14 protein-coding genes are annotated in these 14454 nt (G+C 62.9%); 8 read left to right on the top strand and 6 right to left on the bottom strand.

What is annotated here, in order from left to right; translation table 11 throughout:
- Positions 1 to 49 precede the first annotated feature (49 nt).
- Positions 50 to 1285: a cation:proton antiporter gene (locus tag KHO53_RS12595; RefSeq protein WP_159388029.1), complete on the bottom strand. Its 1236-nt coding sequence runs from the start codon at positions 1283 to 1285 to the stop codon at positions 50 to 52.
- A 200-nt stretch (positions 1286 to 1485) separates the two neighbouring features.
- Between KHO53_RS12595 and KHO53_RS12600 the strand changes: the two genes are divergently transcribed.
- On the top strand, positions 1486 to 2319 hold the full coding sequence (locus KHO53_RS12600) for an EamA family transporter (RefSeq protein WP_036995459.1): 834 nt from the start codon (positions 1486 to 1488) through the stop codon (positions 2317 to 2319).
- Positions 2320 to 2344: 25 nt separating this feature from the next.
- Positions 2345 to 2731, top strand: coding sequence for an MAPEG family protein (locus KHO53_RS12605; RefSeq protein WP_036995460.1), 387 nt, complete (start codon positions 2345 to 2347; stop codon positions 2729 to 2731).
- A 6-nt stretch (positions 2732 to 2737) separates the two neighbouring features.
- On the opposite strand, the gene mltA is transcribed toward KHO53_RS12605, so the two are convergent.
- A complete protein-coding gene (gene mltA, locus KHO53_RS12610; protein ID WP_010221521.1) occupies positions 2738 to 3889 on the bottom strand; it encodes a murein transglycosylase A in 1152 nt (383 codons plus the stop codon).
- Between the two features lie 130 nt (positions 3890 to 4019).
- Between mltA and KHO53_RS12615 the strand changes: the two genes are divergently transcribed.
- Complete coding sequence (locus KHO53_RS12615) at positions 4020 to 4466, top strand: c-type cytochrome (RefSeq protein ID WP_010221522.1); 447 nt, start codon at positions 4020 to 4022, stop codon at positions 4464 to 4466.
- A gap of 81 nt (positions 4467 to 4547) precedes the next feature.
- Here the strand turns inward: KHO53_RS12615 and KHO53_RS12620 are convergent, their stop codons facing one another.
- From KHO53_RS12620 to KHO53_RS12635, 4 genes are all read right to left on the bottom strand, one after another.
- The gene (locus tag KHO53_RS12620) at positions 4548 to 4943 is read right to left on the bottom strand and encodes a DUF1090 domain-containing protein (RefSeq protein WP_036995461.1); all 396 of its coding nucleotides are present in this window, start codon (positions 4941 to 4943) and stop codon (positions 4548 to 4550) included.
- A 59-nt stretch (positions 4944 to 5002) separates the two neighbouring features.
- A complete protein-coding gene (ligB, locus tag KHO53_RS12625; RefSeq protein ID WP_213570357.1) occupies positions 5003 to 6682 on the bottom strand; it encodes an NAD-dependent DNA ligase LigB in 1680 nt (559 codons plus the stop codon).
- Between the two features lie 198 nt (positions 6683 to 6880).
- Positions 6881 to 8071, bottom strand: coding sequence for a methionine adenosyltransferase (gene metK, locus KHO53_RS12630; protein WP_010221525.1), 1191 nt, complete (start codon positions 8069 to 8071; stop codon positions 6881 to 6883).
- A gap of 12 nt (positions 8072 to 8083) precedes the next feature.
- The gene (locus tag KHO53_RS12635) at positions 8084 to 9085 is read right to left on the bottom strand and encodes an ArsR/SmtB family transcription factor (RefSeq protein WP_026001214.1); all 1002 of its coding nucleotides are present in this window, start codon (positions 9083 to 9085) and stop codon (positions 8084 to 8086) included.
- 259 nt (positions 9086 to 9344) lie between these two features.
- On the opposite strand from KHO53_RS12635, the gene tkt reads away from it, so the two are divergent.
- From tkt to KHO53_RS12660, 5 genes are all read left to right on the top strand, one after another.
- The gene (gene tkt / locus KHO53_RS12640; protein ID WP_036995462.1) at positions 9345 to 11342 is read left to right on the top strand and encodes a transketolase; all 1998 of its coding nucleotides are present in this window, start codon (positions 9345 to 9347) and stop codon (positions 11340 to 11342) included.
- A 154-nt stretch (positions 11343 to 11496) separates the two neighbouring features.
- On the top strand, positions 11497 to 12564 hold the full coding sequence (epd, locus tag KHO53_RS12645; protein ID WP_036995463.1) for an erythrose-4-phosphate dehydrogenase: 1068 nt from the start codon (positions 11497 to 11499) through the stop codon (positions 12562 to 12564).
- A gap of 12 nt (positions 12565 to 12576) precedes the next feature.
- On the top strand, positions 12577 to 13740 hold the full coding sequence (locus KHO53_RS12650; protein WP_010221529.1) for a phosphoglycerate kinase: 1164 nt from the start codon (positions 12577 to 12579) through the stop codon (positions 13738 to 13740).
- The gene (locus tag KHO53_RS12655; RefSeq protein ID WP_174242317.1) at positions 13740 to 13991 is read left to right on the top strand and encodes a hypothetical protein; all 252 of its coding nucleotides are present in this window, start codon (positions 13740 to 13742) and stop codon (positions 13989 to 13991) included. The genes KHO53_RS12650 and KHO53_RS12655 overlap by 1 nt, the downstream gene beginning before the upstream one ends.
- 51 nt (positions 13992 to 14042) lie before the next feature.
- Complete coding sequence (locus tag KHO53_RS12660) at positions 14043 to 14369, top strand: MliC family protein (RefSeq protein ID WP_010221531.1); 327 nt, start codon at positions 14043 to 14045, stop codon at positions 14367 to 14369.
- Positions 14370 to 14454 lie beyond the last annotated feature (85 nt).

Below are 14454 nucleotides of genomic sequence, written 5' to 3' on the forward strand. Positions count from 1 at the left end.
CCGGCTCCCACATATCCCTGTGGGAGCGGGCTTGCCAGCGATAGCGGCCTCAAGGCTGCTCGGTAACCCCGCGCACCACCCGCCCGATCGTCAGGCCCTGCAACAGGATCGACGACAGCACCACGATGTAGGTGATGCTCAGCAACAGGTCGCGCTCGCTGCCGCTTGGCAGCGACAGGGCCAGGGCCACCGACACGCCACCGCGCAATCCGCCCCAGGTCAGTACCCGCACGGTGCCGCGTGGCACCGACCGCCAGCGGCGCAGCATGACGATGGCCGGGGCCACGGTCAGCAGGCGCGACAGCAGGATCGCCAGCGCCAGTACGCCAGCCGCCGCCAGGTGCATCCAGGAGAACGGCAGCAACAACAGCTCGAGGCCGATCAGGGCAAACAGCAGGGCATTGAGCATGTCGTCGATCAGTTCCCAGAAGCCATCCAGGTAGCGACGGGTCATGTCGTTCATCGCCAGGTTGCGGCCCAGGTTACCGATGATCAGGCCCGCCACCACCATGGCGATCGGCGCTGAAACATGCAGTTCATAGGCCATGGCCGAGCCGCCGATGACCAGCGCCAGGGTCAGCATGACCTCGACCTGGTACTGCTCGATGCTCTTGATCATGCGGTAGGTGATGTAGCCGACCAGGCCGCCGAACACCACGCCGCCAATGGCTTCGCGGGCGAACAGAATCGCGGTGTCAGCCACCGTGGGGGTTTCGCCAAGCTGGGCGATGCCCAGCAGCACGGTGAACACGACAACGGCGGTGCCGTCGTTAAACAGCGACTCACCGACGATGGTGGTCTTCAGCGGCTTGGAGGCGTTGGCGGTACGCAGCGCGCCGAGTACCGCGATCGGGTCGGTTGGCGAGATCAGCGCGCCGAACAGCAGGCAGTAGAGCAAGCTCACGTGCCAGCCGAACAGGGCGAAAATCCAGTGGGCAAGAAAACCGATGACCACGGTGGCGATCAGCACGCCGACAGTCGCCAGCAGGCCGATCGGCCAGCGGTAGCTGCGCAGGTCGGCCAGGTTCACGTGCAAGGCGCCGGCGAACAGCAGGAACGACAGCATCCAGTGCATCAGCAGATCGTTGAAATCGATCTGGTTCATCAAGCCCTGCACGCGTTCTTCCAGGCCGGGATAGCCGATAACGCTCAGGCCTTGCAACAGTAGGGAGAACAGCAAGGCGGTGACCATGACGCCGATGGTCGGGGGCAGGCCGATGAAGCGGTAGTTCACATAGGTGAGGAGGGTGGTCAAACAGATAAACGCAGCAACGAGCTCAAGCATCCTAGGTCCTGTAGTGGCTTCCAAGTCGACACCCGATAGCCTCGGGCATTTCTTTGATGACCTGCCGAGGGCTTCGGGACACACTTTTGACTGGATCCGTTGACCACGTTCCTTCAATTTCGTTTCCAGCGCCCTGCGCTGAAGTGGTTATATAGCGGCTGGCCATTGATGACCTCACCTGCCTTGCCAAGGACCTTTGCGTGTTAGCCACTTCACTGGTACTGGTCGCGGCGCTGCTGCACGCGACCTGGAACACCCTGATCAAGTTCAGCGGCGAACGCCTGCTGGTAATTGCCAGCATGGACGTGGTGGCACTGGTGTTCGCGTTTGCCATGGTGGCGTTCGTCCAGGTGCCGCCGGCTGACGTCTGGCCGTGGATGCTGGCGTCGGCGCTGTTCGAGCTCTTCTATCGTTTCCTGCTGATTCAAGCTTACCGGGTCGGTGACCTGGGGCTGGTCTATCCGTTGATGCGCGGCTTGTCGCCGCTGGTGGTGCTGGCACTGACCCTGACGTTTGCCGGCGAGTCCCTGAGCAGCCAGCAGATCATCGGCATTTTGCTGATCCCCTGCGGCATGCTCTGTCTGCTCTGGCAAGGCGGTGGCGGTGATCGGCTACCCTGGTCGATGCTGCCGGTGGTGGCCTTGATTGGCTTGTGCATCGGTTGCTACACCTGGTTCGATGGCCAGGCGATCCGCCTGTGGTCACAGCCGCTGGACTATCTTGTATGGCTGACCCTGGTCAGCGCCTGGCCGTTTCCGTTGCTGGCAGGGGTGGCCCGACGCGCACCGTTCATGCTGTTCTGGCGACTGCAGTGGCGCTTGGGGCTGGCGGTAGGCTTTTGCGTGCTGTTGAGCTATGCCCTGGTGCTCTGGGCCATGCAGTTGGGCTCGGTGGCCGAGGCGGCAGCGCTGCGCGAGGTCAGCGTGATCCTGGTGGTGCTGTTGGGCATGCGCTACCTCAAAGAACCTTTTGGCAGGCCGAGGCTCTTAGCCTGTGCGCTGGTGCTGATCGGCATGCTGATCATGAAGCTCTGATATTTTTACTGACAAGGACTTGGCCATGACCGTTGCCTTCTGGTGTGTACTGATCGCGTTGTTCCTCCCCATTCTCTGTACCAGCATCGCCAAGGTTGGCAGCGGTCGCTTCAGCCTGCGGCAGAACCACGACCCGCGGGCTTTCCTCGACAAGCTCGAGGGCTTCCCGCGTCGAGCCCACGCGGCGCAATTGAACAGCTTCGAAGCCTTCCCGGCGTTTGCCGCCGCGGTAATCATCGCCGACATCGTCGGCAATGCCGAGCAGGTGACCCAGGATGTTCTGGCGGTGCTCTACATCACCAGCCGCCTGCTCTACATCATCTGCTACCTGGCCGACTGGGCCGCCCTGCGCTCGCTGGTATGGTTCGTCGGCCTGGGCCTGGTAGCGTCGTTCTTCTTCGTCTCGATCTAAGCCGCGTCACGGCACCTGGGGCACGGCCGGCAACGCTGCGCCCTTGGGCCACAGCAACCAGATCTGGCCCTGCTGCTTCATGTCGCCGGCCAGTTTGCCGGCTTCACTGCCGGTGCCCCAGAACAGGTCGGCGCGCACCTCGCCGGTGATTGCCCCGCCAGTGTCCTGGGCCGCGACCGGGCGAACCACCGGAGCACCGTCAGGGCGGGTGGTGGAGAGCCATAGCAGGCTGCCCAGCGGAATCACCTTGCGATCGATGGCCACACTGTAGCCGGCGGTCAGCGGTACGTTGAGCGAACCGCGCGGGCCCTCATTGCTGTCCGGGCGAGTGCTGAAGAACACATAACTGGGGTTGCTCGCCAACAGTTCCGGTACCCGCGTCGGGTTGCTCTGGGCCCAGGCGTGGATGCTGCCCATGGTCACTTCTTCTTTCTTCAATTGCCCCTGTTCCACCAGCCAGCGGCCGATCGGGCGATAAGGGTGGCCGTTCTGGTCGGCATAGCCGATGCGCAGCTGGCGGCCGCTCTCCAGCTGAATGCGGCCCGAGCCCTGGATCTGCAGGAACTGCAGGTCCATCGGATCTGTCAGCCAGGCCAGAACCTGCGCTTTGACGCCCTGGGCATTGATGGTTTCAGCGGTGTCGTAAGGCTTCAGCACCCGGCCATCAAGGCGGCCACGCAGGCGCTTGCCCTTGAGCTCGGGATACACGCTGTCCAGGGCGACCACGATCATGTCGTCCGGCACGCCATAGACCGGCACGTTGGCGCTGGCGGTCTGGGTCAGGCTGCCGGGGTACACCGGTTCGTAATATCCGGTGATCAGGCCATTGGCGTTGTTGTCGGCTGAACGCATGCTGTAGACGTCCAGCTGCGCTTGAAGAAAGCTGCGTACTTCAACCGGGCTGGATGGAACGGCTGCTGCTGCCGTGCAGGTGTTGGCCCAGACGGCATCGCGCTTGAGTCGCTCGCAGGCACTGCGCCAGGATTCGAAACCGGCCACCAGGTCGCTGTCGCTGACCTGCGGCAGGTCTTTCCAGGTGGCGCCAACATAGCTGGCCAGCGGATGAGGTTGGGTTTTTTCTGGCTCGCTGCCGTTGCAGCCGGCCAGCAGGGCCAGTACTGAAAGGGTCCAGCCAAAGTGGCGCAAAGGAAGTTTCATCAACGGGGTTCCTCGGCGGTTTGCGGGGCTTGCCGCCTGTTTTGCAAACCGTAGTTTTAATAAGGGTATTGGTCTTTGCCGGTGAGGCGAGGATACTGGCCGCCTTTTTCCGTGAGCCGAAGTGATCAAGATGCTCAAGCGACTTTCTGTTGTATTGCTGGCGTGTGTGACCCTGAGTGCCTGTGGCGGGGTCGACCCGAACTCGCCGCTGGGCCAGCGCAAGACGATCTTCAAGCAAATGCTCAAGACCAGCGAAGATCTGGGTGGCATGTTGCGTGGGCGCCTGGCCTTCGATGGGCAGAAGTTCGCCGATGGCGCGGTCAAGCTCGATAACCTGTCTCGTGAACCGTGGAAGCACTTCCCGCAGGTTCGTGAGGAGGATGATAGCAGCGCCCGCGCCGATGTCTGGGAGAAGCAGGCGCGCTTCCAGGACCTGGCCCGGCAGATGGAGGCCACCACCGCCGAGCTGGTGGCGGCGACCCGTACCCAGCCGCTCAAGGCGGCAGCGCTGACGGTGCCGATGAACAAGGTCGAGGCGGCATGCAAAGCCTGTCATACCGAGTTTCGTAATCACTGACTGATCAGGGGGCGCAAGGCGCCCCATCGCTGGCTTTGCCAACGATGGGCTGCGTAACAGCCCCAATGTTCCCGCCTGCTGTTACTTCTCCAACTCATCCAGGGCTTGCTGCAGCTCCTGCTTGGACTCGGCCAGCTTGTCCTTGCGCTTGTTGATCTTCTCGGCATCGCCTTTTTTCATGGCCTTGTCCAGGTCCTTGGTGCGCTGGTTCACTTCATGGCGGGCGTCGAGGACTTTCTGCTCGCGCTCCTTGCGCAGACCGGCGTCGGTGCAGTGCTCGGTCACTTCGCTGAGGGCCTTTTCCAGGCCGGCTTGCTGATCACTGTTGCCATGGGCGCGAGCCTGCTCGATCTGCTCGCTGATGGCTTGCTTCTTGGCTGCGCAACCGGTCAGGCCTGGCTGTTCTTCAGCGGCCAGCAGGGGCGCGGCCAGGAGTGAGCAGGCAGTGAACAGGGCAAGCGGGGAAAGCAGTTTCATTGGGGGCTCCGTTGTCGCGGGCTTGGCAGAATCCGTGATGCTGCCCTGATCCGGGAAAATTAGAAACCCTCGATTGTGTGTCTGCGCAATTGTTCGGCCACTATCTGCACCTCGGGTGAGCTGAAAAATGCCAGCAATTGAGCACTGCGACCTTGGCCAACACCCGGTTCGCTCAGCCATTGCCCGGCGTCGCGCTGGAGCAGGTCTACCCAAGTGGTATCCGCTGCCAAAGGCGTTGCGGCTGGAACGCCCAAAGCGCTGAGCCAGCGCGCGAAGGGTTGCTGGCGAGCCTGGTCGAAGGCGTGCAGCAACTGCTGGCGGCTGCGCTCACCTAGTCCGGGTACCGATTGCAGGTCTTGGTCCTGGAGGTCCAGCCAGTCGCCCAGGCCGCGAACATGACCGCTGTCGATCAGTTTCTCCCAGGTACCCGGGCCCAGCCCTGGCATGTTCAGGCCTTGCTTGCCGCTGAGCCAGTTGAGCCGGGCGATGAACTGGCCGCGGCAGCCATCGCTCGCTTGCCAGCAACTGAGCAGGTGGTAGTGGGCAGGGTCCGGGACCGCGATGTTCATACGTTGAACGCTGCGGAGTACGACCTCGTCCAGGCGCGGGATGGTCAGCCCGGCCAGGCTGATGGCCACTTGATCACCGGGGCGGATGTCCAGCTGCTGCCAGCGCTGAAAGGAGCCGAGGCTGACCTGACGGATCTGCCGGTCATCCAGTTGCACCGGCTTGATCTGCAGCACCGGCGTGATGCGCCCGGTGCGGCCAATGTTGAACTGCACACCACGGACTTCAGCCAGGGCCTGGGCAAAAGGGTACTTCCAGGCGGTTATCCAGTAAGGGTCGCGTGCTTGCCAGCGCGTGCCGTCCGGACGATTGCCCTGACGCAGCACAACGCCGTCGCTGGCGAACGGCAGCGGGCTGCGGTACCAATACTCACGCCACCTGGCAGCCTCGGCAAAGGTGCTCAAGGGTTCGCTGTAACGCTCGCTATGTTCAAAGCCCAATGTGCTCAAACCCTTGAGCCGCGCGCGCTGATCGGCCGGTCCCTGCGGCCAGGCCCAGACGAACAACCCGACCACCGCGCCCTGTTCGGCGCTGATGCGTTTGCGTGCCAGCAAGCCGGCGACATTGCCGCGGGCGTTGAGGCTGCCGGCATTGGCTTGCACATGGCCGTCCAGGCGCCAGAACAGTTCGCCCTGAAGCACAAGGTCGAGCGGCTCGGGCAACTGCTGGTTGAGCCCGCCCAGGGCCGGGATGTGGCGGCTCCAGTCGTGACCATGAACGCCGTCGCCACGGCTGATCAGTTGCACCAGCTTGCCGCCGCGATAGACCAGGGTGGCAGCCACGCCGTCGACCTTGGGCTGAATCCACAGGTCTTGCTTGCCATGCAGCCAGGCTTTGACTGCCGCCTCGTCGGCCAGCTTGCCCAGGCCGGTATGGGCAATCGGGTGGCGCAGGGGGCCGACGGCGGTTTTCAGCGGGTTGCCCGGCGCCTTGGCCGGCAAGGGGAAGCAGCTTTGCAGATGGCTCAGGCGCGTACGGCTCTGGTCGTAGAGTTCGTCGGCGACCAGTGAGACACCCTGACGGTGATAGTGATCGTCCCAGTCGGCAAGCGTCAGCTGGAGCTGGCGGATTTCAGCCCGGGCCTGGACCGTCGGCCAGTCGGGGCAAGTCTGCGCGTGTGCCGGGAGCAGCCAAAGCAAGAGCAGTAGGGCGAACAGGGATTGGTGCAGCATGGCGAGCATCCTTGCTCGGTGAAGTGGAACACCAAGCCTAGGAAAGATTGTTCGCCTTGAGGGATTGCAACTGTCAGGTCATGTGTCCAGGTCAGTCCCACAAGAGGGAGTGCTGCTGCCAAATGAAAAGCCCCGGCCAGTTACCCGGCCGGGGCTTTTTACTTGCAACTTGCAACTTGCAGCTTGTGGCTTCAGCCCTTACAGGCCGGCAGCGGCGCGCAGGGCGTCGACGCGGTCGGTGCGTTCCCAGGTGAAGGTGGTGAAGGTGTCGTCGCCGACGGTCTTCTGCTGCGGGATACGGCCGAAGTGACCGTAGGCAGCGGTTTCCTGGTACATCGGGTGCAGCAGGTCGAGCATGGTGGTGATCGCGTACGGGCGCAGGTCGAAGCACTCGCGCACCAGCTGGACGATCTTGTCGTCGGAGATCTTGCCGGTGCCGAAGGTGTTCAGCGAGATCGAAGTCGGCTGAGCGACACCAATGGCGTAGGAAACCTGGATCTCGCAACGCTCGGCCAGGCCGGCTGCGACAATGTTCTTGGCCACGTAGCGACCGGCGTAAGCCGCGGAACGGTCAACCTTGGACGGGTCCTTGCCGGAGAACGCACCACCGCCGTGACGGGCCATGCCGCCATAGCTGTCGACGATGATCTTGCGGCCGGTCAGACCGCAGTCACCCACCGGGCCGCCGATGATGAACTGGCCGGTCGGGTTGATATGGAACTGGGTGCCTTTGTGCAGCAGTTCGGCCGGCAGGGTGTGCTTGACGATCAGCTCCATCACCGCTTCCTGCAGGTCTTTTTGCGACACTTCAGGATTGTGCTGGGTCGACAGTACAACGGCGTCGATACCGACTACCTTGCCGCCTTCGTAACGGCAGGTAACCTGCGACTTGGCATCCGGGCGCAGCCACGGCAGCAGGCCGGACTTGCGTGCTTCGGCCTGGCGCTCGACCAGACGGTGCGAGAAGCAGATCGGTGCTGGCATCAGCACGTCGGTTTCGTTGCTGGCGTAGCCGAACATCAGGCCCTGGTCGCCGGCACCCTGGTCTTCAGGCTTGCTGCGGTCAACGCCCTGGGCGATGTCTACCGACTGCTTGCCGATGATGTTCATGACCGCGCAAGTCGCGCCGTCGAAGCCGACGTCGGAGCTGTTGTAGCCGATGTCGACGATGACTTTGCGAACGATGTCTTCCAGATCGACCCAGGCCGAGGTGGTGACTTCGCCAGCGATGATTGCCACACCGGTTTTCACCAGGGTTTCGCAGGCCACGCGGGCGAACTTGTCCTGGGTGATGATGGCGTCCAGCACCGCATCCGAAATCTGGTCGGCGATTTTGTCCGGATGCCCTTCAGACACGGACTCGGAGGTGAAAAGGGAGTATTCGCTCATCTCGACGGGTTCCTAAAATTTACCGATGGTGATGTCGCCAGCCGGTCGCTGAAAATGGCGGACCTGAATCTGGAAACCATTACGTAAGCCCACATAGAGGCTGTCCCCGGGCGCCAGTCCCGCAGCGCTGGCCCAACGGGCCAGGTCGTCCTGCTCGAAGCCCAGCCAGATATCGCCACAGGCCTCTCTGGCCCAGCTCTGGTCGTGGCTGCACAACTCTGTTACCAACAGGCTTCCGCCTGGTTTCACGCGGTTGGCCAGCTGCCGCAGGGCTTCGGCCGGGGCGCTGAAATGGTGCAGGACCATATTCAGCACTACGCAGTCGGCTTCCACATCCGTTGCACTGAGTGCATCGGCCAACTGCAGGTTCACATTAGCCAGACCTTCGCGCTCGCAGACCCGGCGGGCCAGGTCGAGCATGGTCGGGCTGTTGTCCAGAGCGGTGACCCGGGTGAAGCGCCGGGCCAGCTCGGGAAGAAATTCGCCGTCGCCGGGCCCTACTTCGAGGGCATCGGCGTCGGTTTCGAAGCTGAGTTTGTCGAGCAGGGCCAGCAGGCTTTCGCGGTATTGCGGCAAGCCGGCGATCAGGTCCTGCTGGGCACGAAACTTCTCTTCGACACGCAGGAAAAAGTCCTGGCTGGTGGCGGCCCGGCGTTGTTGCACCTGGGCGATACGGGCCTGGACTTCATCGGCCAGGCCCAGCCCGTCCACCTCTTCGAGCAACGCTGCATGCAGCTTGCCGCCGAGGCTCGGGCCGTCGGGCAGGGCGCGACGGTAGAAGATCGCATTGCCTTCGCGACGGGTCGCCACCAGGCCGGCCTGGGCCAGCACCTTGAGGTGGTGGCTCATGCCCGATTGACCAATGGCGAAGATCTGCGCCAGCTCCAGCACACCGAACGAGTCGCTGGCCAGTGCGCGCAATACATTCAGGCGCAATGGGTCGCCGCCGGCTTTGCACAGGGCAGCCAGCGCGTCGCTTTGCTCTTGGCGGATCGACGGCACGGGTAGGTTCATGGTGCGGCAGTCTAGTCAGGCAGCGGTAACGTCGCAAGGCCAATATCAAAAAGTTTTGATATTGCGCGATAAGCGGGGCAATTCGTCGCAGGCTGTGCGACCGATCCGGCTGTTTGCCCGGTCTAACGCCTGATTCTTCTCTCAATCACAGGAAAATCATGCTGCATCGACCATCCGTCATTGCCCCCGGGCACGTGCCTGGGCGAAAATGGCCGCCTTTTTTCGTTTCGTAACTAATTCAACACCCAGGAGATAAGCGATGCCCAGCCGTCGTGAGCGTGCCAACGCCATTCGTGCCCTCAGCATGGATGCCGTGCAAAAGGCCAACAGCGGCCACCCCGGTGCCCCTATGGGCATGGCGGATATCGCCGAGGTTCTGTGGCGTGACTACCTGAAGCACAACCCGACCAACCCGAACTTCGCTGACCGTGACCGCTTCGTGCTGTCCAACGGCCACGGTTCGATGCTGATTTACTCGCTGCTGCACCTGACCGGCTACGACCTGTCGATCGACGACCTGAAGAGCTTCCGTCAACTGCACAGCCGTACCCCGGGCCACCCGGAGTTCGGTTACACCCCGGGCGTCGAGACCACCACCGGCCCACTGGGCCAGGGCCTGGCCAATGCCGTTGGTTTCGCCCTGGCGGAAAAAGTCCTGGCGAGCCAGTTCAACCGCGCAGGTCATAACGTCGTCGACCACCACACCTATGTGTTCCTGGGTGATGGTTGCATGATGGAAGGTATTTCCCACGAAGTCGCTTCCCTGGCCGGTACCCTGGGCCTGGGCAAGCTGATCGCCTTCTACGATGACAACGGCATCTCCATCGACGGCGAAGTCGAAGGCTGGTTCACCGATGACACCCCGAAGCGTTTCGAAGCCTACAACTGGCAGGTGATCCGCAATGTCGACGGCCATGACGCCGACGAGATCCGCACCGCCATCGACACCGCGCGCAAGAGCGAGCAGCCGACCCTGATCTGCTGCAAGACCATCATCGGTTTCGGCTCGCCGAACAAGCAGGGCAAGGAAGATTGCCACGGTGCCCCGCTGGGCAACGACGAAATCGCCCTGGCGCGCAAGGCGCTGAACTGGAATCACGCACCGTTCGAAATCCCGGCTGACATCTACGCCGAGTGGGACGCCAAGGAAGCCGGCAAGGCCGTTGAAGCCGAATGGGACCAGCGTTTCGCTGCCTACTCCGCCGCTCACCCAGAGCTTGCCAATGAACTGGTGCGCCGCCTGAGCGGTGACCTGCCGGCTGACTTCGCGGAAAAGGCTGCGGCCTACATCGCTGAAGTCGCGGCCAAGGGCGAGACCATTGCCAGCCGTAAAGCCAGCCAGAACGCCCTGAACGCCTTCGGCCCGCTGCTGCCTGAACTGCTGGGCGGTTCGGCCGACCTGGCCGGTTCCAACCTGACCCTGTGGAAAGGCTGCAAAGGTGTCAGCGCCGAAGACGCCAGCGGCAACTACATGTTCTACGGCGTGCGTGAGTTCGGCATGACCGCGATCATGAACGGTGTCGCCCTGCACGGCGGCCTGGTGCCTTACGGCGCGACCTTCCTGATGTTCATGGAATACGCCCGCAACGCGGTGCGCATGTCGGCGCTGATGAAGCAGCGGGTCATCCACGTCTACACCCACGACTCCATCGGTCTGGGCGAAGACGGCCCGACCCACCAGCCGATCGAGCAACTGACCAGCCTGCGCAGCACGCCGAACCTGGACACCTGGCGCCCAGCCGATGCCGTCGAGTCGGCAGTCTCCTGGAAGGTCGCCCTGGAGCGCAAAGACGGCCCATCGGCGCTGATCTTCTCGCGTCAGAACCTGCAGCACCAGGCGCGTGACGCCGAGCAGGTCGCCAACATCAGCCGCGGCGGCTACGTCCTCAAAGACTGCGCCGGCGAGCCTGAGCTGATCCTGATCGCCACCGGTTCCGAAGTCGGCCTGGCGGTTCAGGCGTTCGACAAGCTGACCGAACAAGGCCGCAAGGTCCGCGTCGTGTCGATGCCATCGACCAGTGTGTTCGACGCTCAGGATGCTGGCTACAAACAGTCGGTGCTGCCACTGGAAGTCGGCGCGCGTATCGCCATCGAAGCGGCCCATGCCGACTTCTGGTACAAGTACGTCGGCCTCGAAGGCCGCGTCATCGGCATGACCACCTACGGCGAGTCGGCTCCTGCGTCGGCGCTGTTCGAAGAGTTCGGTTTCACCCTGGAAAACATCCTGGGTACTGCTGAAGAGCTGCTGGAAGACTGATCCCGTTTCCCTGTGGGACTGGCGTCGGCTTCATCGCTGGCAAGCCAGCTCCCACAGGGGCTGCGGTGATCCCTGTGGGAGCTGGCTTGCCAGCGATTGAAGTCAACTCGATTCCCGCAGGTTGCAGATAACGCTTCTGTTCCGTGAGCATCCCATGCCCCAATCGCGTCCTTACAAAGTTGCACTCAACGGCTACGGCCGTATTGGTCGTTGCGTCTTGCGCGCACTCTTTGAACGGGGGGCGAAGGCGGGCTTCGAGATCGTTGCACTGAACGACCTGGCCGACCAGGCCAGCATCGAATACCTGACACGCTTCGACTCCACCCACGGGCGTTTCCCCGGTGAGGTGAAGGTCGACGGCGATTGTCTGCATATCAACGGCGACTGCGTGAAGGTGTTGCGCAGTGCCACCCCGGAAGGGGTCGACTGGGCGGCGCTCGACGTCGACCTGGTGCTGGAGTGCTCCGGTGCCTACAACACCCGTGCCGATGCCATGCGTTTTCTCGACGCCGGTGCGCCGCGGGTGCTGTTCTCCCAGCCCATGGCCAGCGAGGCGGATGTCGATGCCACGGTGGTCTACGGCATCAACCAGGATTGCCTGGACGGCACCGAGACGCTGGTCTCCAACGCCTCCTGCACCACCAACTGCGGGGTGCCGCTGCTGCGGGTGCTGGACCAGGCTTTTGGCCTGGAGTACGTGTCGATCACCACTATTCACTCGGCGATGAACGACCAGCCGGTGATCGACGCCTACCACCACGAAGACCTGCGCCGTACCCGTTCGGCGTTCCAGTCGGTGATCCCGGTGTCCACGGGTCTTGCCCGCGGTATCGAACGGCTGTTGCCGGAACTTGCCGGGCGAATTCAGGCCAAAGCCGTACGCGTGCCGACCGTCAACGTGTCGTGCCTGGACATCACCCTGCAGACCGCCCGCGATACCACCGCAGCCGAGGTCAACCGGGTGCTGCGCGAAGCCGCCCTGAGCGGCCCGCTGCAAGGTCTGCTGGCCTACACTGAACTGCCGCACGCCAGTTGTGATTTCAACCATGACCCGCATTCGGCGATTGTCGATGCCAGCCAGACCCGCGTTTCCGGCCCCCGGCTGGTCAACCTGCTGGCCTGGTTCGACAACGAATGGGGTTTTGCCAACCGTATGCTCGACGTTGCCGATCACTTTCTGCACGTCGTCAATCAAACCCGCTCCACTTGTAAACAGCCCTGAAGGACTGCATTCATGACCGTGTTGAAGATGACCGACCTCGATCTGCAAGGTAAGCGCGTACTGATCCGCGAAGACCTCAACGTGCCTGTGAAGGACGGTGTGGTTGCCAGCGATGCGCGTATCCTCGCTTCGCTGCCGACCATCAAGCTGGCCCTGGAAAAGGGCGCGGCCGTGATGGTCTGCTCGCACCTGGGCCGCCCGAGTGAAGGCGAATTTTCCGCCGAGAACAGCCTCAAGCCGGTCGCCGAGTACCTGAGCAAGGCCCTGGGCCGCGACGTGCCGCTGGTTGCCGACTACCTCGACGGTGTCGAAATCAAGGCCGGTGATATCGTCCTGTTCGAGAACGTGCGCTTCAACAAGGGCGAGAAGAAGAACGCTGACGAGCTGGCGCAGAAATACGCCGCCCTGTGCGATGTATTCGTGATGGACGCGTTCGGTACCGCTCACCGCGCCGAAGGCTCGACTCACGGTGTTGCCAAGTTCGCCAAGGTCGCCGCTGCTGGCCCGCTGCTGGCCGCCGAGCTGGACGCCCTGGGCAAGGCCCTGAAAGCCCCGGCCAAGCCGATGGCGGCCATCGTTGCCGGCTCCAAGGTTTCGACCAAGCTGGACGTGCTCAACAGCCTGAGCCAGATCTGCGACCTGCTGATCGTCGGCGGCGGCATCGCCAACACCTTTCTGGCTGCGGCCGGTCACCCGGTCGGCAAGTCGCTGTACGAGCCTGACCTGATCGACACCGCCAAGGCCATCGCCGCCAAGGTCAACGTGCCGCTGCCGGTGGACGTAGTGGTTGCCAAGGAATTTGCCGAAAGCGCCGAAGCGACCGTCAAGCTGATTGCTGACGTTGCCGAAGACGACATGATCCTGGATATCGGTCCGCAAACCGCGGCCAACTTCGCCGAGCTGCTGAAGTCGTCGAAGACCATCCTGTGGAACGGCCCGGTTGGCGTGTTCGAATTCGACCAGTTCGGCAACGGCACCAAGGTCCTGGCCCAGGCCATCGCCGACAGCGCTGCATTCTCCATCGCTGGCGGTGGCGATACCCTGGCGGCTATCGACAAATATGGCGTTGCCGAGCAGATCTCCTACATTTCTACCGGTGGCGGTGCATTCCTCGAGTTCGTCGAAGGTAAAGTGCTGCCGGCCGTTGAAGTGCTGGAACAGCGGGCCAAGGCCTGATCCACTCAGCGCCTGGCAAAGGGAGCGACCTGATGGTCAAGCAGTTGCCTGTGATTATCCTGGCCGGGTTGCTCGGCGCTTGCTCCAGCAACCCGGAGCAGGCGGCGCAAAAGCCCGGCACGCCGAAAGGCGGCTGCTATCAGTCTGAATGGCAGGCTGAAACGGCACCGGTGATCAACAAAAGGCTGGGCCCGGATGGCCTGGAAAAATACGACGACGAACATCAGCGCCGGGCCCAGGGTTGCCCTTGATCGGTTCGCGGCAACCTACCGGCCGGTTTGTGGTCTGCTAGAGGGTATTGGATGAAAGCGGTAGTGGCCTTGATGGCCCTGGCAGTACTCGGTGGTTGTGCAAGCCTCAAGCCTGCACCGGCGCCGACCGACAACTGGACCCGCTGGGTCTGTGACAGCCAGGCCGAAGTGCTCTGGCGTTTTGTCGACAGCAGCCAGCAGGACGTGGATGTACGCCTCGGGGGCGGCGACCAGGTCTACCGGCTCAAGCCGGAGCCCAGTGGCTCGGGTGCGCTGTACAGCGATGGAGTGCTGGCGTTCCACAGCAAGGGTGATGAAGGCCTGGTGTACTGGGTCGCCACCAACGATTTGATAGGGCGGGGCTGCAAGGCGCCGTGACTGGCCGGGCCGTCTGATGGCCCACACTACTTGAATAGCAACCGCCGCTGCGGCAGGCTTGCACGAAAAACGACGCTTGTCGGGA

Origin of the sequence: Pseudomonas sp. RC2C2, from assembly GCF_018390435.1 — a bacterium.
Lineage (GTDB): Bacteria > Pseudomonadota > Gammaproteobacteria > Pseudomonadales > Pseudomonadaceae > Aquipseudomonas > Aquipseudomonas donghuensis.